This window comes from Brevibacillus sp. FIR094, assembly GCF_050477165.1.
In the GTDB taxonomy this organism is placed as follows: domain Bacteria; phylum Bacillota; class Bacilli; order Brevibacillales; family Brevibacillaceae; genus Brevibacillus.
On sequence record NZ_JBEAES010000003.1, the window covers coordinates 39,130 to 59,990 of the forward strand.

Consider the following 20,861-nt stretch of genomic DNA (forward strand, 5'->3'; position numbering starts at 1 on the left):
AGAAAAGAACGAGGCTGGATTTGTCATGGTGATGACACAAATCCAGCCTCTCGCTATGTTATTCTCAGGTTAGATTCAAGCCCAATTTCCGTTGCGGAATAGTGGTTCACGCTTGCCGTCAGCTGTTTCTCCATCAATGTTCATTTCGGCGGAGCCGATCATGAAATCAACGTGAGTGAGGCTGATATTGATACCGCGGCTAGCCAGTTCCTCATTGCTCATGTCAGCGCCACCTTCAATATTCACACTATAAGCGTTCCCGATTGCCAAGTGGTTGGACGCATTCTCATCAAAGAGCGTGTTATAGAAAATGATATCTGATTGCGAAATGGGGGACAAATGAGGAACCAAAGCCACTTCCCCCAAATAATGCGAGCCTTCATCTGTTTCAATTAATTGCTTTAGGGATTCTTCTCCCTTTTCAGCAGTTGTCGAGACTATTCTTCCTTTTTCAAAAGTAAGCGTAAAATTCTCGATCAAATTCCCGTGATAGCTCAAAGGCTTGGTGCTGCGAACGGTTCCATTGACGCCTTCTTTTAATGGTGCGGTGAATACTTCTTCTGTTGGCATATTGGCCATGAAGGAGGCACCGTCTTTATTTACGCTACCGCCGCCAATCCAAATGTGGTTGGAAGGCAGCTCAATCGTCAGGCTAGTACCGGGAGCTTCGTAATGAAGGTAGCGGTATTGTTTTGCATTCAGCTGATCCACCTTGCTGTTCAGTGTCGCATGATGGTCATGCCAAGCTTGGACAGGGTCATCCATATCTGCGCGAGTCGCGCGGAAAATTGCATTCCACAGGGCAGGTTCCTGTTCCTCTTGTGGCAAATGCGGGAAGACCATGGCTGCCCATGCAGGTGATGGAACAGCAAGCACGCACCAGCTCACTTTATCGGACATGGTATAGCTGCGGAATTTATGGAGAGCTTGACCAGCTGTTTTGTTGGCAGTAGAGATGCGGTCAAGCTTAACCCCTTTCAGCAAATCGGGATTCGCTGCAGAAATGTAGAGAAAAGCCGCGCCATTTTCCGCCATTTCCTCTAATCCTTGTACCTTCCATTGCGGGTATTCACGAAACGCTTCCTCAGGAGCCAAATCATATTTCATCCGTGTGAGTTCATCGTCGGTCCAATCAATATGTACGTGCTTGGCACCCGCTTCGTACGCTTTTTGGGCTACCTTTCTCACAAAAGGAGCAGTAGATAGCGGAGCTGTTACGACTAACGTTTGCATAGGCTGTACATTCACGCCGACTTTTACAGCGAGATCAGCATAACGGTCAAACAAGGTTTCAAAAGACATGGTTCATTTCCTCCTTTTAAGAACAAAAGGCTTACTTGCTTTCTATCTATTTTACCTTCCCCTCCGAAATCACCTGCTTATGATTTGAAAGAATTTCCTAGGAAAGCGCAGAAAAAGACAGATTACGGCCTAATTCGAGCAAGTTATCCACTTGTTTATTTGGTTAATTGTAGGAAAATTCAAATGAAAAGGCAAATTTATTACATAAAAATTTTTATTGCATGAACTAAAGGAAGGCGAGTCAGAGTGAAGACAAGACAGACACGTGATCAAGTCGCTGTCGAGTATACGTGGAACCTGAACGATCTGTTTGAGAGCCAGGAAGCGTGGGAGCAAGAATTAGCAGAAATTGTACAGCATCTGCCTGTCGTCACTGCATTCAAAGGTCAGTTGCAGACGAGTGGAGAGACGTTATTGGCATGCTTGGAGGCAAACGAGGCGATCAATGTTCGGGCGAGTATTGCAGCGACGTATGCTAGACTGCGGTCGTCTGAAGACGGGACGAATCCACAAAACCAAGCGAACTCTGCACGGGTAGGGGATGTCGTGTCCCAGCTGAACGCTGCGCTTTCTTTTATACCTTCCGAGATTTTGGCTTTGCCTGAAGGAAAAATCGAGAGCTTCTTGGCGGAAGAACCAGGACTCGAAGTATTCCGCAAAAGCCTGAATGATTTGCTGGAAACAAAGCCGTACCGACTGTCGGCTGAGACCGAAGAAGCATTTGCGGCGATGGGCGAGGTTTTCTCTGCGCCATACAACATATACGCGCGCGGAAAACTGTCGGACATGTCATTTGGACCCGTCCATGATAGCGAAGGAAATGAGCGTCCAGTATCTTTCGCGCTGTTTGAGACCGATTATGAGATGTCTTCCGATACGACGCTGCGCCGTGCTTCGTACGAATCCTTTTCGAAGACACTCGCTTCTTACCAAAACTCTTTCGCTGCAGTATACGCGACAGAGGTGAAAAGACAAACAGTCATGTCGCGTCTACGTGGCTATGAAACCGTAACGGACATGCTGCTTAAACCACAGCAAGTTACACTGGAAATGTACCACAACATCCTGGATATTATCGGGAATGAACTCGCTCCGCACATGCGTCGCTATGCGAAGCTCAAAGCGAGAGAGCTTGGCCTTAAGAAGTTGGCTTTTTGTGATTTGAAGGCGCCGCTTGATCCAGAATTCAGTCCGCCGATTACGATTGAAGAAGCTGGGCAAAAGATTCTGGCTTCCTTGCAAGTGATGGGTCCTGAATATACAGCCATTATGGAAAAAGCGCTGAATGAACGCTGGATCGACTACGTAGACAACGTGGGCAAATCGACAGGTGCGTTCTGCTCAACGACATACAGCAAGCACTCTTACATTCTCATTACGTGGTCGGGAAATATGCGCAGTGCTTTCACGCTGGCGCATGAGCTGGGGCATTGCGGACACTTTATGCTGGCGACAAGAGAGCAAAGCTTTACGAACTCTCGTCCATCGCTATACTTTATCGAAGCGCCTTCCACACTCAATGAGCTTTTGCTCGCGCAGCACATCGTGGAGCAATCCGACGATCCTCGTCTGAAGCGTTGGATCATTTTGCAATTGATGAATACGTATTACCACAACTTTGTCACGCATCTGTTAGAAGCGAGAATGCAACGAAAAGTGTACGAGGCAGCGCAAAAAGACGTACCTTTGACTGCCAAACAGCTCTCCGAATGGAAAGGGCAAGTGCTCGCAGACTTCTGGGGTGATGACGTTGATCTGGATGCGGCAGCGAGTCTTACATGGATGCGCCAACCACACTATTACATGGGGCTGTATCCGTACACATACGCAGCTGGTTTGACCGCTTCTACAGCAATGGCAGCGAGCATCAAGCAAGAGGGACAGCCTGCTGTTGATCGTTGGATCGAGGTGCTCAAGGCTGGGGGAACACTAACGCCGCTGGAACTGATGAAAAAAGCTGGCGTGGATATGTCAGATCCGCAGCCAATCCGCGAGGCTGTCGCATACGTGGGCAGTCTGGTTGACGAGCTGGAAAGACTGTTCTAACCTGATAAAAGAAGAAAAGGCTTGTGATCGCAAGGAGTCACAAGCCTTTTGATTTGATCAAGGAAGAAGGAGTAGTCATCATGACCGAATTTACGCAGCGCGCACTAAACATTATTGCCGGGATTCCATCGGGCCATGTCATGACGTACGGGCAAATTGCTGCGTTGGCCGGGAGTCCAAGGGCTGCCAGACAAATCGTTCGCATCCTTCATTCCATGTCTAAAAAGCACAAGCTTCCTTGGCATCGGGTCATCAACGCCCAAGGAAAGATCGGATTGCAAGATTTGGATTCGTTCACGCTGCAAAAAATGGCGTTGGAAAGCGAAGGGATAGTCGTGTCAGCAGCAGGAGAAATAGAGTTGGAGCGATATCAGATTCACCCACATGTAGTGGATGAGCCGGTATTCTAGTATCCGACCTCTACCGAAGCAATGACGATATAGGCAAGGTCGTTCTTGTCCTCTTTTTCAGCGATCACGACTCCACTGCTCGTCAGCATGCCGCCATCGACGATTTCGAAGGAGACTTCCCCGTAAGGCAATGCTTTACGAACCGTTTCCAAGTCGAGCTTGTCCTTGTCAGCAGGAACGGCAAGTCTCACATTTACTTTCATGTTATGGATATCGTTTCCTGGCAGGACAGAACGCAGTCCAGGCATCGAATTATGATGGATGGCATTTTGAACAGCGCGGACTGAGGCTTTGGTGACGTTTTGTCCATGCATGTCGATTCCCATTCCTATTTCAATAAACATTACTTTTTCCATTGGCTTGTTCACTCCTGTTTCATTCTACTTTTCTACCATCTTATCTTACCACGAAAAGGAATGGTTTTTTCTCTCATCTGTATTGTGTTTATCGTCAAGACATGTCATCATAACATGTTGGTATCTATGCTTGACGATTCTTTTCATTATTGGAGGCAGGTCACAATTGGAACGTTATCCTTTTGCCTACGATCCGTCCCAGCCGTTCATCTCTCAGGTGAGTGATTGGGTAGCGGACGTTTTTTATGAAGTATTGCCTGAGGCTGGATTCGAGGTGCGTGATGAGCAAATCTACATGGCCTTTCAGCTTGAACGGGCTTTTATAGAAAAGCAAACGATTTTTGCAGAGGCGGGAGTAGGCACGGGAAAAACATTGGCTTACTTGCTGTACGCCATCTGCTATGCACGATATACCAGAAAGCCCGCCATCATTGCCTGTGCGAATGAGTCGTTAATTGAGCAGCTCGTAAAACCCGAAGGCGATATTGCCAAACTCGCTCGTCATCTCAACCTGACGATTGACGCGAGACTCGGAAAATCTCCGGACCAATATCTCTGTTTACGCAAGCTGGATGAGGCGAGATTCCAGCCTGAGACAGGGGAAGCCTTCCAGCATATTTATCAAGAGCTGCCTTCCTTTGTTCATACACATGAGGCCTTGCAGTCGTTTTATCAGTATGGCGATCGCAGCACATATCCTGACCTGGATGATCAAGAATGGGCGCAGATGAATTGGGATACTTTTCAGGATTGCTTTGTGTGTGACAGACAGCACCGCTGTGGGCAGACCCTATCGAGAAATCATTACCGTCAGTCAGCCGATTTGATCATTTGCTCCCATGACTTTTATATGGAGCATGTGTGGACCTATGAGATCCGCAAGCGCGGAGGTCAGCTGCCGTTGCTGCCACCGCATAGCTCGGTCATTTTTGACGAGGGTCATCTGTTGGAGCCTGCTGCCCAAAAAGCATTGACGTACAAGCTGAATCACTCCGTGTTCGAAGAAACGATTACGCGTGTCTTGAAGGGTGAGATCAGGGAAGAACTCGCCATTGCCATTGAAGAAGCGATTGCTCAGAGCGAGGAGATGTTCTCCCGATTGAACGAAGAGAGCAAGGCTGTGATGGGCTCCAACCGCAAGGAAATTCACTTCCATCCGGAACTCATTGCAGTCATCCACCGTTTTACGAGTCTCGTCAGTTGGATTGAAGAAGAGCTGGCGTTAGAGGGTGGTCTTTATACGTTGGACGAGTTCCAGCTGCGAATTGTCGAAGAGCATTTGGAAATGATGCAGCTAGCACTGGGACTTTTCCAAGATCCGGATCACGTCATTTCCTGGATGAGTGAAGAGATTACAGGGCCAACCTTGGTCGTCATGCCAAAAAAGGTGCAGGAAGTACTGGAAGAGCGCGTATTCTCACAAAAGATGCCGATTGTCTTTTCGTCAGCGACTCTATCTGTTGATGGAACGTTTAGGTATGTGGCGGACAGCTTGGGCATTGAGCAATATCTGTCTTTCTCGGTGGTTTCCCCGTACGAGTACGACAAGCAAATGGAGGTTTACGTACCGACACTTTCTGTGACTGACTCATTTGCGGAAAAAATGAGACAGGCTACCCAATTGCTGCAAAAATCAGCGGGTAGTGCGCTTCTGTTATTTTCCTCCATGGAGGAATTACAGCAATTCAAGGCCGCCATCAAAAACGAGCCTGCCTGTACGGCTCTGCGCTTCTTGTTTGAAGGAGATGCGGAAATCAGCCATCTGATCTCTCAGTTCCAAAACGACGAGAAAAGCAGCCTCTGTGCGGTGAGTTTGTGGGAAGGGTTAGATGTTCCGGGGCCTTCGTTGTCCAATGTGATCATTTGGTCACTGCCATTCCCGCCGAATGATCCGGTGTTTACAGCAAAACGAAAAAGTGCAGCGAATCCTTTCGACGAGGTAGATATGCCTTACATGCTGCTGAGACTGCGTCAAGGCATCGGGCGTTTGATCCGTTCGAGAGAGGATAGTGGTTTGGTATCGATCTTGAGTCCGCAATTGAGCCAAAGTAACCAGCTGAGACAACAAGTACAGGATGTTTTCCCAGATGGGGTAGAGTGGAAAACGTCTTTGGACGGTGTATTGGCGTAATGAAAAAGCAGGAGCCTACGTGGCTTCCTGCTTTTTCTATGGTTATTCCGGCATGTTGCCGACAGTAGGGTCGACGACGAAATCCGGCTTGAAGCCTTCATATTTTACTTCGGATACCATCCCTTGCGCGGCATGGCCCAAATCGTGGCAGTGGAACATCCAATCACCAGGATTGTCAGCCTCGAAGGCGACTTCATAAGATTCACCCGGCAAAATGTTCAGCGTATCTTTGACCAGAGGGGAGCCTGAGATAGGCTGTCCGTTTTTGCTTAATACTTGGAAGAAATGTCCGTGCAAATGCATCGGGTGGATATCTTTTGGTGATTTGTTCACCATCGTGACTTTGACGAGATTGCCTTTTTTGACGTTGAGCGGAGGGACATCCGGGAACGTTTTGCCATTGATGGTAAAGGCCATTTTTCCATCTGCCGTTTCCGTGTTCAAATCCATTTGATACGTGATGTCATACTTCTGCTCCAGCGTAAAGTTGCTTTTTGCAGCTTCGCCGTATTTCGTGATGTCTATCGTTGGCATATCGCCAGCTTCGGATTTGGCTGCTTTTGTTTCTGAGCCTTCGTAGATGATAGGCACGACAAGGGACTTGGCGCCTGGATTTGTGCTGCGCTCCTCTAATAACCATTTGCCAGGATTATTTGCGACAAATTCGAGATCATATCGTTCTCCTGGCCCGATATTGAGGAGCTGGCCTCCTACAAGGGGCGGATTATTGATAGGCTGCCCGTCTGTTGCTACGATTTTAAATTCATGACCTTGCAGGTTCAGCTTGTGGTTCAAGTATCCGGCATTGATCAGGCGGATTCTGACTTTCTCACCTTGTTTAACAGATAGCGGCTGGATTGCCGGGCCTGTTTTTCCGTTCACCGAAAAAATCGTATACATCAACGGCATCATCTCAGCGTCACTCATGGGCATCTCCATACTGGCCATGTTGTGACCGCCAGAGGACGAGCTATTGGAAGAAGGGGCACTCATGCCATGGTTCATGCCACTTCCGTGCATTTCCGCCATGCTATCGTCCTGCATCCATTCATCCAGAACGAGGGTAAAGTCCTTATCAGCTGGCTCTGGTGTAGCCGGTTCTACCACAAGTGAACCATACAAGCCTTTGTCTACCTGCTTGGCGCTGTTTTGATGCGAGTGGTACCAGTATGTCCCGGCAACATCCACCTTGAATTTGTAGGTGAAGCTTTCGTTTGGTCTTACGGCATTTTGGGTCACACCAGGAATTCCGTCCATGTTATTCGGGACGGGTAAGCCATGCCAGTGAATGGTGACTGGCTCGGGCAATTCGTTTTTCAACGTCACACTGATGGTTTCCCCTTGTTTGACACGAAGCTGTGGACCTGGAACGGTTCCATTGTACGTCCATGCGTTTTTCATGGTCTTGTCATCGAGGTGGAGCCTATTTTCTTTTGCCGTGAGGGTAAATGTATTGCCTGTAAGCACCTCCATCGACGAGTCGCTGTAAGCAGAAATCTGCTGCGATTGCGTTTCTGCTGGTGTTTGGGGGGAAGAATTCATGTTGTGTCCATTATGATCCATTGTGGTATTGCCAGTGGAGCAGGCGGATAACAGCAAAACGCCACCTAGAATCAAGGGATAAGCCCATGGGCGTATTTTCCGTTTGTTCATGTGCACTTTTTCCTCCTTTGAGCTGTTGGAGAAAGCGTACCAAACGATTGTGTAGAAAACATGAAGACGGGATGTATGACACTTCTGTTACGCATTGTGCAAAAATGGGAAGTCAGTGTGGACAAATGCTATAATGGAGTATCGTACATATAAGTAATCAGTAGAATCGGACAGGGATGGTGTTCACGTTTGGGTAACGTAGATTTTGCGAGCTTGCCTTGGAATGTTTTTTGGGTTGGAGTCGCTTATTTTTTGGTCACAGGAGTCTTTTTCTGTCTTGGATTTATGCGATTGCTTTCCGAACGGGTGAAAAGTGGCATCGTATGCATGGTGATTGCGGTAGTCAGCGGTGGTTTCTTCTTGAATTATTTGTTTACTCATCACATTTAAATTTGGATAATCAAGCGGAAATCCTCGTCGGTGCTGGTAATCGATGGGGATTTTATTTTTGTCTTGTGTTTCCCGTTTCGATTGGCGAAAATGGTAGTGATAGGGGAATAATCGGATTGATGTCGCTTTCCTTCGGGGGATACCGATTCCAAAGCAACGATTCCTCACAAATTGGAAGACAGTATACATACAAGCTTTTGGATTTGGCATTACATCAAGCAGAAACTTATTGGCTCAAAGGTTAATCAACAAATGACAATCAGGAATGTCAATACAACTCGCAAAAAATTACGAACTGATGCAGGCTGTTGATCAGTAAATCTTTTGTGACAAGTAAACACGTTGCATTTTGCATCTGACAGTGGTGGTCTGCGATGATCTACAATCGTGAAGCTGATGGGGGGAAAGTATACCAGCAGCTTCTTTTTTTGTTCCGCGTTTCTACCGGGAAAAAACATGGTCAGAATGTAAACAGTTTGTAACGAGTTATCCCCCGAAATCGTCATATAATCAGGTTACAAACAACTATTCAGCAAGAGTCTAACGTAAGACAAGGACCGGGTAATTTCCTTGTGAGACCATCCACTATAAGGAAGGTGTGATGCATATATAAGGGAGTAAGTGAACAAAAAACAACGAGATAGTGAGTAGTTCATCACATCCTGAATACGGGCAACGATGATGGGAAGAATTCATTTTCCATAAAGATAATGAACGAGACCAAACCCCGTTTTCTCACGATTCCAGAAACAGGGGTTTTGCATTCATAGAGCACGCAATTCCCGATGTGTAATGACTGCCCCCAACAACAAATGATGAAAACAGAACGGAAGTAAAAGGGGAGAATGCAGATGTTTTGCATGGCGAGCACGAAGAATCACCATAAAAAAACGAAAAGGACGATGGGTACGAAAAGAATTAATAATCAGAACGAATTAATCACTCGCCAACATGCAACGATAGGAGGCCACCAGCATGCCTGAACCGATCAAAGCTGTAAGCAGCCGATACATGGCTGGGATCGACGGGCTTCGTGCGCTGGCGGTACTCGCAGTCATTATTTATCACTTGAATTACGACTGGGCACCCGGGGGATTGTTGGGTGTCGGTATTTTCTTCGTTTTATCGGGATATTTAATTACAGATTTATTAATTGCAGAATGGAATCGAAATGGCAGACTTGACATGAAAGACTTTTGGTTGCGCCGTGCCAGAAGACTGCTCCCAGCGCTTTTCCTCATGCTGTTTGTGGTGATGGCAGGGGTGGCTTTCTTTTCGCCAGCCCAATTGGAAACCATCCGCGGAGATGTTGGAGCAGCAGTTCTGTACGTGAGCAACTGGTGGCTGGTCTTTCATGACGTATCTTATTTTGAAAAATTCGGTCCGCCTTCACCACTAGGCCATCTGTGGTCATTGGCAGTAGAAGAACAGTTTTATGTCATTTGGCCGCTGGTACTCGCTCTGGGACTTCGTTTCCTGAAGCGGAGGGGGCCAATCATGATCATTACTTTGGTGCTGGCTGGACTATCCGCCATCTCCATGGCCGTTATGTATGAGCCAGGTCTTGATCCGAGTCGTGTTTATTACGGAACGGACACACGGGTATTCGGGTTGCTGATCGGTGCCGCACTCGCCATGATGTGGCCGAGTCGCTTGCTTACGACGAACATTTCACAAAAAGCACGAATGACACTTGATCTAAGCGGTCTCTTGAGCTTAGGAATTCTTTTGTACAGCATTTGGAACACGAATCAGTATGATGATTATTTGTACGAGGGCGGGCTAGTCCTCTTGTCTGTTGTCAGTGCCGTGCTGGTCGCAGTTCTCGCACATCCGGCAAGCAGCTTGGCGAAATGGATGGGCTGCAAGCCATTGCGTTGGATCGGGGTTCGATCCTACGGTATTTATTTGTGGCACTACCCTGTTATCGTTTGGACGAATCCGTTTTTAGCAGAAAGGGAGTGGATGGCGGTACCTGGAGCGGTTTTACAGCTCCTCGCAAGCATTTTGCTGGCATCCTTGTCATTTAAATACCTCGAAGAGCCTATTCGCTACGGTGCATTAGGCAGAATCTGGCATCGTTCCAATAAGGCTGGGCAGAAAACAAAACGGTTAAACCGTGTATTGGCAACTGGGTGCGCGATCGCTCTATGTGTCACGTATTATGGGGTCGCTTCGCTCACTTCAGATGCGACCGCTGGAAATGTGACGCAGCCAACACAAACGATCACCGAGACAAAGGTCCCCGACAAGCCACATGGTCCTGAGGTGCCAATCGTAGAGAAGAAACCGGAAACGGCTCAAAAACCAGCTACTCCACCAACAAAGCCGAAAAACGAGCAGAAACCAAATAACAACGCACAAAAGCAGAAGCCAGTGGAGAAGCAGAAAGATTCGAATGCTTCCAAACAGCCTGACCCAAAACAGGAACCGATCAAAGCGATAGGCTCCGGTAAAGGGATCACTGTGATTGGTGACTCTGTCATGCTCGATGTGGCTCCTTATCTGGAGAAGCTATTGCCAGGAATCGTGGTGGATGCCAAAATCGGAAGGCAAATGTCGAAGGCTCCTGAAGTAATTGCACAGCTCAAGGCAAAAGGCCAATTGGGAAATCGCGTCGTGATTGAACTAGGCTCGAACGGCGCATTTAGTAAAGGCCAGCTCGATAAGCTACTGCAATCGCTGGATGGCGTAGAACAAATCATTCTCGTCAACTCTCGCGTACCTAAACCGTGGGAAAGTGTCGTGAATAAGATGCTGGCGGAAACTGCTACAGCCCATCCGCATGTCGTTCTTGTGGATTGGTATGCGGCAAGTGAAGGGCAAAGCTCTTACTTTTACGAAGACGGTGTTCACCCGAATAAGGAAGGCTCGCAAAAATACGCGGCACTCGTGGCGAGTGCAATCGCGCCAACGGAGCCAGAGAAGAAGCCGGAAGTGAAAGAGGAAGAGAAAGCGGCAGAGTCAGCAGCAGAAGAGGTAGGGCAGATGGAAGGGGCATTAGAGGCAACTGAGGAAACCCCTATGGAAGAAATGGTACAATAATACCAGAACAATCGTTGACTGAAACAAAGCAAGGAAAGACCAGTGAACCAAGTCGTTCGCTGGTCTTTTTATGTGACAGTGTGTACAACCAAACATAATTTCCATCAAACTATAGCAGATCAGCTCATGGACTTTTTTCGCACTCTCCTGTACGATAGCTAACGGAAGAATAATGCATCGGGTGAAAGAAGGAACAATCATGATTCGGTCGTACTTGCTGTTGCTTTTTTGTGTAACGCTGTGGGGCAGTAATTTTGTATTCGGAAGTATGCTAGTTAAAGAGTTTCCGCCGCTGTTTTTAGCAGATGTACGCTTGCTTTTCACATCTATGTTTCTGATCATTTACGCGTGGCTGACCAAAAAATTCGTAAAAATCACTGCTCGTGAGCTAGGACTTCTTGTCTTACTCGGATTGATCGGGACGCTTGCGAATCAAACGGCGTATTTCAACGGGCTCTTGACGACAGACGCTACAACGGCAGCGTTGATTCTTTCCATGTCGCCGATTGTTACCGCAGTGCTGGCCTCTTTGTTTTTGAAGGAACAGTTTACCTTACGTATGAAGATTGGATCTGGCTTGGCTCTCTTGGGAACATTCTTCGTAGTCGGTATTGGAGCAGGACTCTCCATTTCCAAGGGCGTCTTTCTCATTGTGATTGCCATGGTCACATTCTCGTCTTCCATGATCATCATTCGCAAACTGACGCAAACCATGCAGCCGTTTATTGCCACCGTTTACTCGACAACGGTTGGCACTTTGTTTTTGACTCCAGCGGCGCTGTTGACGATCGAGCCTGGGGCGCAGATCAGCCATGAAGTGTGGGCATGGGCGATGCTCATTTTGACTGCGATCCTCATGCAAGGAATATGTGGAATCGTCTGGAATCAACAATTAAAAGTGGTAGGGACGGGCAAAGCAGCTATTTTTCTTAACTTGCAGCCCTTTGTAGCGATGCTGGTCGGGTTCTTACTGCTTGGTTCCCAGGTGACATCGATTCAAGTGGGAGGCTCCTTGTTGATTGTCGTGGGTGTGATTGTTGCCAGTGTTCAAAAGAAACAATCTGTTCAGCCATCGAAGACGGTATAAGGCATGCTGCTTGTAAAAGGTCAAAAGGAAAGCGTAGGCTTCGATTCGGGAGTAAGAATTGCCCGAATCAATGCTTACGCTTTTTTATCCAATACAGCCTACATTTCGAAAGCTTTTCGTAATTGTGCCGACATTTCATCCAGCGATTCCTGAGCTTGCTTGATAAACGTATGGAATCCAGTGTAGGAATGGATCATGCCTTGTTCATTGCGATAGATGACATCTACACCGCTCTCACGTAGCTTGTCTGCATACGCTTTTCCGCCATCCCGCAAAGGGTCGTATTCGGCTGTAATCACCATGGCAGGGGGCAAACCAGAGAGGTCGGCTCCGTTGATCGGATCAAGATATGGATTTTGTCGATCGGTAGTCGGAGGTATATAGTGACCGAGGAACCAATCCAACAATTTCACATCCAGCAAATAGCCACTCGCATTCTCCTGCATGGATGGATAGAGATCGGTGTCCACAATTCCTACGGCTGGATTTATTAATAATTGAAAAACGATAGACGGGGCCTGTCGTTCTTTCGCCATGAGACTCACTACTGCTGCAAAATTAGCCCCGGCGCTATCTCCGCCTACTGCTATCCGCGATGGGTCAATGCCAAACTGATCAGCATGGTTTGAAATATAGAGGAGAGAGCCATAGGCATCTTCCAATCCTTCAGGAAAAGGATGTTCAGGGGCGAGCCGATAATCGATAGAAATGACCACACATTTTGCGTTATTTGCGATGTTGCGACATACCGAGTCTACCGTTTCAAGATTGCCGATCACGAATCCGCCTCCATGATAGTACACGAGTGCAGGGAAGGGGGCATGACCTTCTGGTGTGTATATGCGAATCGGAATAGAACGTTCTTCTAAGGGAAGCGAAAGATTCTCTACCTTTTTTACCTGTTCACGTTCCACGCCTGAATCTCGATTTTGATCAGTCGCCATTCGCATCATCTGTGGTGTCAATTGGTTGAAATCAACATCATTGCGTGAGCGGTTTAAAACGTCTAATATCTGTTGAATCTGTGGATGAACTGGCATGTGTATGACCCCCAATTCGAATGATATTTGGATCGCTTACAGAAACAGCTCAAGAAAAAAGCGCAAGCAAGATTCCACAAAAGAAATTTTCTGGAAATTACTAGCTTACGCCTTTTTCATGGAGAAACAATTAAGTGGTTTGTGGGGAGGGGAGTATACGATAAATCTTCCGTGGGCGCCCTCGGTTCGTCGGCGTTTCTTCCCCAATGAGCTCGATGATGTTGTGCTCTGCTAAATCACTTAGTATTCTTCGCGCATTGCGAGGGGTCATGCCCATCCATTCTGCGATCATCGAAGCGCTGATATATTTTTGCCCCAGCGCTTTTTGGACGGAAATGATTTTGTTAAACGTCGTAATGCTGACACCGGCTTTTTTCAGATTTTCGCTGATTTCTTTGTCCTGTGTCCAATATTCGTAGCTGATGCTGTTCGTTTGACGCAGTGGTCCTTCAATCGAACCGTCATGGTCGACAAGAATGGCGGCATCTCTATGGTTTTTGGCATGGCCGAGAGCGAGCTGTGCATTGCGCTCAGCAGACAATGCTGTTACACCAAAGCCGATTCCCATATTGGCATGTGAATTGGTGAGTAGCCTGATTTTTTCCAAAAGGATCGTGGGGTGAAATTCTGGATTTTCTTCGAATGACCCCCGGGTGGAAAAAATGATGAACTTGGAATTGCCAACGGCGACGAAGCTGCCTGATATCGACTCCGTGTAATCCAGCACTAGCTCTTGTAGCTTCAGGTCGAGGCGGCGTAGTTCGTAGGCGTTTGCAGGTTCGTTCACAAGCCTTTCTACGTCGGTTACTTCAATCAATTGAACAGCAATTTGGGACCGCTTGAAGTGGAGGGTCTCTCCCTCTTGCAAAATCTGCTTGAAAATCTCTCGAAATATGAAGCGCGTGAAGCCCATTCGGTATACTCTGATTCCTTGTCGTTTTAATTCTTCGGTGACGAATAGCGTTCCCGTGACACAAGCGTCTACCTTGCCTTCCTGGATAAGGCGGGTGTGATAAGCTACCAATTCAGATCTCATTCTAAATTCTTTATACGGCTTTAGGTATGGATTCTCACAGTGCAGGCCCAATTCCTCTAAAGTCTCAAGAAAATGCGCTTCCGAAATGGTATCGAAGCTCACGCGATCTAAAGAAAAACCATCGCGGTATACCAATTCGAGCAATACTTTGGTCAGGACACTTGAATTGACTTGCGGATAAAAGGCTTTTTTCTTGCCAATATGCGCTTTTGCCATCGAGTAGGGGGCGACTCCAGAGAAGAACCAGAGGTCTGTTTCCATATCATTTTCGGCTACATAGGTAGGTACTTGTTCCACTCCTTGATAAATAAAGGAGGTGAGCAGGATGTGATCGGAAAACTCACGTCCTACAGCTACCATTGCATCTACTGAATCTTTTGGACCGACTATGCCAACTTTTATCATCAAAATGTCCTCCAAAGCCATCCTTTTTTCGGCATTTTAGTATGCCAGTCTTTCTTATATATATAGAATATAACCCATCGGATGGGCAAGCGAGCTGTAGCGACCACGAAGTTTTAAATAGGGATGTTTTAGGGAAAAATTCCGTATTAATGTTTGTATATTTGACAACTTTCGGCAAATTCCTTTTCGAATCGATGCAAAAAATAAAAAAATCAGAATTGACATTAAATAAATACGGCACTATATTGTTGAATTAAGGAATGTTTTAGGTCAATTTCCGTTAAAGGTATCTCAAAAGGAGGGTGCGTTGAATTTTCTTAATCTTTTTGCAAGTCTGGACTAGGGGGGCTCGTATAGATGTCGCGTTATTTACTTAAAAGAATTCTGATGATGGTACTCACCTTGTGGATTATTGTAACGCTGACTTTTAGCCTGATGCACATGATCCCTGGTGATCCATTCGCGTCGGAGTCAGATCAGTTGCCCGAGCAAATTTTGTTGAATCTGCGTGCGAAATACAATTTGGATGAACCGCTGCCGATGCAGTATTTACTTTATCTAAAAAGCTTGGTCATGCTCGATTTAGGACCTTCTATTAAGTCGGAGACACGCGGTGTCAATGATATGATCAAAGATGGCTTCGGAGCATCTGCACTGATCGGTTTGCAAGCGATAGCGGTTGCCCTTTTTTTCGGACTTATATTCGGAACAATTGCGGCATTAAACCGAAATACATGGATTGATTATACGGCAATGGTCATGGCCGTATTAGGCATTGCTGTACCGAGCTTTATCATGGCGCCATTGCTCATTAATTACTTGGCAATCAAATGGCCGTTATTCCCAGTAGCGACGCTCACCAGCTGGAAACACTCGGTTCTGCCTTCACTCGCACTTGCTTTTGGACCATTAGCTATCATTACACGCTATATGCGGACGAGCATGATTGACGTGATGAACCAGAATTACATACGGACCGCTGAGGCAAAAGGAATTCCGACTTTTCTGATAGTGATCAAGCATGGAATCCGTAACGCGATTTTGCCGATCGTCACGTTTATGGGACCGCTTATCGCGAGTTTGTTAACGGGAACGTTCGTCGTCGAAAAGATTTTTGCGGTACCGGGGATCGGCAAGTACTTCGTCGATGGCATTTTCAATCGGGATTATCCCGTTATTCTAGGAACGACAGTATTCTACAGTGCCATCTTGGTGCTCATTATCTTCTTGATTGATCTGGCCTATATGTTCATCGATCCACGAATCAAACTATCGAGTAGGGGGAGGTAGCCAATGGCGGTAGATCAATCAGTAAATGAGTTATTTCGACCTAGAGCTCAAAAAGCAGATGGACAGATCGCCCAGATGCGACCGAGCCTGACTCATTTTCAACAAGTAACGAGAAAGATTGTCAGAAACAAGCTGGCAATGGTGGGTTTGACCCTGATTGTTTTGCTGATTGCCATGGCAATAATTGGCCCCCATCTCGTTCCGTACAGCTATTCCGACCAGAGTCTCTTGAATGCGAATCAGGAAATTTCGGGTGAGCATTGGTTCGGAACAGATGAGCTGGGTCGCGACATGTTTTCACGAACATGGTACGGAGCGCGGATTTCACTGATTATCGGAATATCCGCAGCGTTAATTGACTTGGTCATCGGAGTGACTGTCGGCGGTATTGCTGGATACATGGCCGGTCGAGGCAAAAAGGGAGACCGAATCGATACAATTATCATGCGATTGATCGAGGTATTGTACGGACTGCCGTACCTGCTCGTGGTGATCATGCTGATGGTTGTCATGGAGCCTGGAATTGTTACGATCATCATCGCGTTGTCCGCAACCGGTTGGGTAGGGATGGCTCGTCTCGTTCGGGGACAAATCCTGCAATTGAAGAACCAGGAGTTCATTATGGCTGCGCAAGTGCTGGGTGCCAAATTTCCTCGCATTCTGTTGCGCCACCTGATTCCGAACACGATCGGAGTCATCATTGTGAACTTGACGTTTACCATTCCTTCGGCGATATTTGCAGAATCTTTCCTCAGCTTTTTGGGATTGGGTGTGCAAGCGCCAATCGCTAGCTGGGGCACGATGACTAACGATGCACTCGGCGTTATTTTGACAGGGGATTGGTGGAGACTCTTCTTCCCGGCCCTGATGATTTCCTTGACGATGTTTGCCTTCAACGTCTTCGGTGATGGCTTGCAGGACGCATTAGACCCAAGAATTCGCGAGTAACCTCGCCACGAAGATAGGAGGATCAGACATGGCGGATCATTTGCTACAAGTAGAAAACCTCCGCGTACATTTTAAAACGTACGGTGGAGAGGTACAGGCTGTACGGGGAGTTACCTTTCATGTTGATCGTGGCGAGACGCTTGCGGTAGTAGGAGAGAGCGGCTGTGGGAAGAGTGTAACCGCCCAAGCGATCATGGGCTTGATCCCGAACCCGCCGGGAAGAATCGTGGATGGTCAGATTCGTTTTGACGGTAAAGTCATCACGGGGATGAGCAAGAAGGAATTGCTTTCGGTTCGTGGAGCTGAGATTGGGATGGTCTTCCAGGACCCGATGACAGCACTGAACCCGACGATGAAGGTCGGCGCCCAGATCGTCGAGGGATTTGTTCGTACCCATCAGGTCAGCAAAGAAGAGGCGCGTAAAAAAGCGATGGAGATGCTTCGACTGGTCGGTATCCCCGATCCGGAAAAACGGGTGGATCAATACCCGCATGAATTTTCCGGGGGAATGCGGCAACGTGTCGTCATCGCGATTGCACTCGCCAATAATCCAAAGCTCGTCATTGCAGATGAACCGACGACAGCACTGGATGTAACGATTCAAGCACAAATCTTGGACTTGCTCCGAGAATTGCAGGAGCGTCAGCAGCTCTCCATCGTGATGATTACACATGACTTGGGTGTCGTAGCCGAAATCGCGCACCGGGCTGTGGTTATGTATGCAGGAATTGTTGTGGAATCAGGCAAGGTAGAGGATATTTTCGCAAATCCGAAGCATCCGTACACATGGGGCTTGATGCGCTCTCTGCCGCGGATCGATGGTGTGGAAAAGGAACGACTGGTACCGATTGAGGGAACGCCGCCAGATTTATTCCACCCGCCAAAAGGTTGTCCGTTCGCTCCGCGTTGTCAGTTTGCGATGGAAATATGCGAGCAGCAAATGCCAGACGCTTCCACATTCACCGAGGCTCACGAAGCAGCATGTTGGCTACATGATCCACGGGCACCGAAGCTGGAAGAATTGGTGGCAGCAGGGAGGCAGACGTAGATGAGCCAAGCGTTGGTTGAAGTCAAAAATTTAAAAAAGCATTTTGAGATCGGCAATGGGATTACGCTAAAGGCAGTCGACGGCGTGACCTTCACCATTAATCGCGGCGAGACGCTCGGGCTTGTCGGAGAGAGTGGCTGTGGTAAGTCGACCTTGGGCAGAACGATGATTCGCCTCTATGAAAATACAGATGGAGAAGTTTTGTTCAAAGGTAAAAATGCACATCGTCTAAAAGGGAAAGATGCAGAGCAGTTCCACCGCGACGTCCAAATGATTTTTCAAGACCCGCAAGCAAGTCTGAATCCGCGTATGACCGTCATGGACATTATTGCGGAGGGTTTGGATATTCACGGCTTGTCCCGTGGTGCAAGAGCGGATCGGGTCAAAGAATTGCTGGAGCTGGTTGGTTTGTCTAAGGAGCATGCGAACCGATTTCCTCATGAATTCAGCGGAGGTCAAAGACAACGGATCGGGATTGCCCGAGCACTTGCGGTTGAACCAGAATTTATCATCGCGGATGAACCGATTTCGGCGCTTGATGTGTCGATTCAAGCACAGGTCGTGAATCTATTAGAAGACTTGCAGCAGGACAGGGGGCTGACTTACTTGTTTATCGCCCACGATCTGTCCATGGTGAAGCACATTTCCACTCGAATCGGAGTAATGTACCTCGGCAAAATGGTAGAAATGGCAAACAGCTTCGAGCTGTATGCAAAGCCACTTCATCCATATACACAAGCATTGCTGTCCTCGATTCCGATTCCTGATCCGACGATTAAGCGGGAGCGCATCATTTTGCAGGGCGATTTGCCGAGTCCTGCCAACGCTCCAAGCGGTTGTGTTTTCCGAACAAGATGCCCAAAGGCCATGGAGCAATGCGCGGCACAAATTCCTGAATGGCAGGAAGCCGCACCGAACCATTGGGTCGCTTGTCATCTCTATCAGTAGTTCGATTTTCTATCTTAAAATATAGGGGGAAACAACGTGAAGAAATTAGCTGCCTTTGTCCTGTCGCTCTCGCTCGTTATTCCGGCTCTGGCTGGTTGCGGCGGTAGTGGCGAGTCAACATCGAATGGAGGTACCACTACCCCAGGAGCTGCTGCCAAACAAGAAGTTGTGTTCAATGCCAAGTCTGAGCCACCAGACTTGAACCCGCTCACCTCGACTGATACCACGTCCTTCTGGATCATGGATCATTTGGGCGAAGGCTTGTACACCAAGGATAAGGACGGCAATCCGATCCTGGGACAAGCCAAGGAAGTGAAGCTGTCGGATGACAAGCTGAAGTATACATTCATTTTGCGCGATGATGTGAAATGGACCAACGGCGAGCCAGTGACAGCCGAGGATTATGCCTTTACGTACATGAAACACATTGATCCGGCAACTGCTTCGACTACGGCTTACCTGCTCTATTACATTAAAGGAGCAGAGGCATACAACAAGGGCACAGGAAAAGCAGAAGATGTAGGGATCAAGGCTGTGGATGCAAAAACGCTCGAAATCGAGCTGGTTGCACCTACATCATACTTTGACAAAATGCTGGCTACCCGTTACTGGCACCCGATCAACAAAAAGCAGGCGGAAGCCAATCCAAAATGGGCAGCAAATGCGGATACCTACATCTCCAACGGTGCTTACAAGCTTGTCTCGTGGAAGCATGACTCCGAGCTCGTGGTAGAAAAGAACGAGCATTATTGGAACAAAGCGGACGTAAAAATGGAGAAGATCACCTGGAAAATGGTGAATGACGCCACGACTGCTTATCAGATGTACAAGAGCGGTGAGCTCGACTTCAACAAAGAGATGCCGTCTGACATCCTCGCGCAAGAAAAATCGAGCCCAGATTTCAAATCCGTTCCTTACTACGGTACGTACATGTACATGTTTAACGTAACGAAAGAACCGTTTACGAATAAAAAGGTCCGCAAAGCTTTCGCCATGTCGCTCGACCGTAAAGCCCTGTCCGAAATGGTAAGCCAAGGTGGAGAGACACCAGCTTACTCCATGGTTCCGCGTGGAGCGATGCAACCAAACGGAAAAGACTTCCGCGAAGAGGGCGGCGACTACTTCAAAGAAGATTACGAAGCAGCGAAGAAGTTGCTGGCTGAAGGTATGCAAGAAGAAGGCTGGTCCACACTTCCAGAAGTTACTCTGATGTACAACACCGATGAAAGCCACAAAAAAATAGCGCAAGCGATCCAAGAAATGCTCAAGAAAAACTTGGGCGTAGAAGTGAAAATGACAAACCAAGAGTGGAAAGTGTATTTGGATACAACGAAACAAAAGAACTATCAAATGGGCCGTATGGGCTGGGTAGGTCAAATCAACGACCCTGCGTTTAATCTGGACTACTATTTGGGTGAAAGCCCGAACAACCGTACTGGTTGGGTAAACAAAGAGTATGATCAGTTGAATATGGCGGCAAAAGTTGAGCAAGATCCGAACAAGCGTATGGAATTGCTTCATCAGGCAGAAGCCGTTTTGATGGATGAAATGCCGTTCATGCCAGTCTACCACTACCAGCAAAACTATTTGGTGAAACCGAATTTAGAAGGTCTCACTTTCCCAGTCAACGCGTTCCCAAGTGCTCGCTGGGCAACAAAGAAATAGAAAAAAAGAGGAGATTCTCCTCTTTTTTCTCTTTACATACTCCAAGGTACATCTAGCAAAA

The 20,861-nt window shown here is 47.5% G+C and carries 16 protein-coding genes; 11 read left to right on the forward strand and 5 right to left on the reverse strand.

Translation table 11 applies throughout. From position 1 onward, the window contains the following. Window positions 1-75: 75 nt before the first annotated feature. Entirely contained in the window at window positions 76-1,302 is a 1,227-nt protein-coding gene (locus ACQ5DJ_RS03190; protein ID WP_429841146.1) for an aminopeptidase, read from the reverse strand. A 246-nt stretch (window positions 1,303-1,548) separates the two neighbouring features. Here ACQ5DJ_RS03190 and pepF point away from each other — a divergent pair, with 246 nt between their 5' ends. Next, window positions 1,549-3,348: an oligoendopeptidase F gene (gene pepF / locus ACQ5DJ_RS03195; protein ID WP_429841147.1), complete on the forward strand. Its 1,800-nt coding sequence runs from the start codon at window positions 1,549-1,551 to the stop codon at window positions 3,346-3,348. 80 nt (window positions 3,349-3,428) lie between these two features. Continuing rightward, the gene (locus tag ACQ5DJ_RS03200; RefSeq protein ID WP_429841301.1) at window positions 3,429-3,758 is read left to right on the forward strand and encodes an MGMT family protein; all 330 of its coding nucleotides are present in this window, start codon (window positions 3,429-3,431) and stop codon (window positions 3,756-3,758) included. Here ACQ5DJ_RS03200 and ACQ5DJ_RS03205 read toward each other — a convergent pair. After that, a complete protein-coding gene (locus ACQ5DJ_RS03205) occupies window positions 3,755-4,114 on the reverse strand; it encodes a Lin0512 family protein (protein ID WP_429841148.1) in 360 nt (119 codons plus the stop codon). The two genes, ACQ5DJ_RS03200 and ACQ5DJ_RS03205, sit on opposite strands and share 4 nt — an antisense overlap. 166 nt (window positions 4,115-4,280) lie before the next feature. On the opposite strand from ACQ5DJ_RS03205, the gene ACQ5DJ_RS03210 reads away from it, so the two are divergent. Next, the gene (locus tag ACQ5DJ_RS03210; RefSeq protein WP_429841149.1) at window positions 4,281-6,245 is read left to right on the forward strand and encodes an ATP-dependent DNA helicase; all 1,965 of its coding nucleotides are present in this window, start codon (window positions 4,281-4,283) and stop codon (window positions 6,243-6,245) included. 42 nt (window positions 6,246-6,287) lie between these two features. Here ACQ5DJ_RS03210 and ACQ5DJ_RS03215 read toward each other — a convergent pair whose 3' ends face one another. Then, the gene (locus tag ACQ5DJ_RS03215) at window positions 6,288-7,898 is read right to left on the reverse strand and encodes a multicopper oxidase family protein (protein ID WP_429841150.1); all 1,611 of its coding nucleotides are present in this window, start codon (window positions 7,896-7,898) and stop codon (window positions 6,288-6,290) included. Between the two features lie 189 nt (window positions 7,899-8,087). On the opposite strand from ACQ5DJ_RS03215, the gene ACQ5DJ_RS03220 reads away from it, so the two are divergent. From ACQ5DJ_RS03220 to ACQ5DJ_RS03230, 3 genes are all read left to right on the forward strand, one after another. Beyond that, complete coding sequence (locus ACQ5DJ_RS03220; RefSeq protein WP_017248292.1) at window positions 8,088-8,288, forward strand: hypothetical protein; 201 nt, start codon at window positions 8,088-8,090, stop codon at window positions 8,286-8,288. Between the two features lie 975 nt (window positions 8,289-9,263). Continuing rightward, a complete protein-coding gene (locus tag ACQ5DJ_RS03225; protein ID WP_429841151.1) occupies window positions 9,264-11,333 on the forward strand; it encodes an acyltransferase family protein in 2,070 nt (689 codons plus the stop codon). A gap of 199 nt (window positions 11,334-11,532) precedes the next feature. After that, window positions 11,533-12,420: a DMT family transporter gene (locus ACQ5DJ_RS03230; protein WP_429841152.1), complete on the forward strand. Its 888-nt coding sequence runs from the start codon at window positions 11,533-11,535 to the stop codon at window positions 12,418-12,420. A gap of 98 nt (window positions 12,421-12,518) precedes the next feature. Here ACQ5DJ_RS03230 and ACQ5DJ_RS03235 read toward each other — a convergent pair whose 3' ends face one another. Both ACQ5DJ_RS03235 and ACQ5DJ_RS03240 read right to left on the reverse strand, forming a co-directional pair. Beyond that, the gene (locus ACQ5DJ_RS03235; RefSeq protein ID WP_429841153.1) at window positions 12,519-13,460 is read right to left on the reverse strand and encodes an alpha/beta hydrolase; all 942 of its coding nucleotides are present in this window, start codon (window positions 13,458-13,460) and stop codon (window positions 12,519-12,521) included. Window positions 13,461-13,590: 130 nt separating this feature from the next. Next, window positions 13,591-14,901: a hypothetical protein gene (locus ACQ5DJ_RS03240; protein ID WP_429841154.1), complete on the reverse strand. Its 1,311-nt coding sequence runs from the start codon at window positions 14,899-14,901 to the stop codon at window positions 13,591-13,593. Between the two features lie 357 nt (window positions 14,902-15,258). Here ACQ5DJ_RS03240 and ACQ5DJ_RS03245 point away from each other — a divergent pair, with 357 nt between their 5' ends. From ACQ5DJ_RS03245 to ACQ5DJ_RS03265, 5 genes are read left to right on the forward strand one after another with little or no spacing between them, the layout of a single operon-like run. Beyond that, on the forward strand, window positions 15,259-16,191 hold the full coding sequence (locus ACQ5DJ_RS03245; protein WP_429841155.1) for an ABC transporter permease: 933 nt from the start codon (window positions 15,259-15,261) through the stop codon (window positions 16,189-16,191). A 3-nt stretch (window positions 16,192-16,194) separates the two neighbouring features. Then, complete coding sequence (locus ACQ5DJ_RS03250; protein ID WP_429841156.1) at window positions 16,195-17,139, forward strand: ABC transporter permease; 945 nt, start codon at window positions 16,195-16,197, stop codon at window positions 17,137-17,139. A 28-nt stretch (window positions 17,140-17,167) separates the two neighbouring features. Beyond that, window positions 17,168-18,187 carry an ABC transporter ATP-binding protein gene (locus ACQ5DJ_RS03255; RefSeq protein ID WP_429841157.1) on the forward strand — a complete coding sequence of 340 codons (1,020 nt, stop codon included), beginning with the start codon at window positions 17,168-17,170 and terminating at the stop codon, window positions 18,185-18,187. Continuing rightward, on the forward strand, window positions 18,188-19,135 hold the full coding sequence (locus ACQ5DJ_RS03260) for an ABC transporter ATP-binding protein (RefSeq protein WP_144615848.1): 948 nt from the start codon (window positions 18,188-18,190) through the stop codon (window positions 19,133-19,135). It begins immediately after the preceding gene. 36 nt (window positions 19,136-19,171) lie between these two features. Then, complete coding sequence (locus ACQ5DJ_RS03265) at window positions 19,172-20,800, forward strand: peptide ABC transporter substrate-binding protein (RefSeq protein WP_429841158.1); 1,629 nt, start codon at window positions 19,172-19,174, stop codon at window positions 20,798-20,800. Window positions 20,801-20,861 lie beyond the last annotated feature (61 nt).

What these genes read in the sequence shown, in the direction of transcription:
- ACQ5DJ_RS03190 (WP_429841146.1), bottom strand. Translation starts at nt 1,302, where the DNA reads ATGTCTTTTGAAACCTTGTTTGACCGTTATGCTGATCTCGCTGTAAAA.
- ACQ5DJ_RS03200 (WP_429841301.1), top strand. Translation starts at nt 3,429, where the DNA reads ATGACCGAATTTACGCAGCGCGCACTAAACATTATTGCCGGGATTCCA.
- ACQ5DJ_RS03205 (WP_429841148.1), bottom strand. Translation starts at nt 4,114, where the DNA reads ATGGAAAAAGTAATGTTTATTGAAATAGGAATGGGAATCGACATGCAT.
- ACQ5DJ_RS03215 (WP_429841150.1), bottom strand. Translation starts at nt 7,898, where the DNA reads ATGAACAAACGGAAAATACGCCCATGGGCTTATCCCTTGATTCTAGGT.
- ACQ5DJ_RS03225 (WP_429841151.1), top strand. Translation starts at nt 9,264, where the DNA reads ATGCCTGAACCGATCAAAGCTGTAAGCAGCCGATACATGGCTGGGATC.
- ACQ5DJ_RS03230 (WP_429841152.1), top strand. Translation starts at nt 11,533, where the DNA reads ATGATTCGGTCGTACTTGCTGTTGCTTTTTTGTGTAACGCTGTGGGGC.
- ACQ5DJ_RS03235 (WP_429841153.1), bottom strand. Translation starts at nt 13,460, where the DNA reads ATGCCAGTTCATCCACAGATTCAACAGATATTAGACGTTTTAAACCGC.
- ACQ5DJ_RS03240 (WP_429841154.1), bottom strand. Translation starts at nt 14,901, where the DNA reads ATGATAAAAGTTGGCATAGTCGGTCCAAAAGATTCAGTAGATGCAATG.
- ACQ5DJ_RS03245 (WP_429841155.1), top strand. Translation starts at nt 15,259, where the DNA reads ATGTCGCGTTATTTACTTAAAAGAATTCTGATGATGGTACTCACCTTG.
- ACQ5DJ_RS03250 (WP_429841156.1), top strand. Translation starts at nt 16,195, where the DNA reads ATGGCGGTAGATCAATCAGTAAATGAGTTATTTCGACCTAGAGCTCAA.
- ACQ5DJ_RS03255 (WP_429841157.1), top strand. Translation starts at nt 17,168, where the DNA reads ATGGCGGATCATTTGCTACAAGTAGAAAACCTCCGCGTACATTTTAAA.
- ACQ5DJ_RS03260 (WP_144615848.1), top strand. Translation starts at nt 18,188, where the DNA reads ATGAGCCAAGCGTTGGTTGAAGTCAAAAATTTAAAAAAGCATTTTGAG.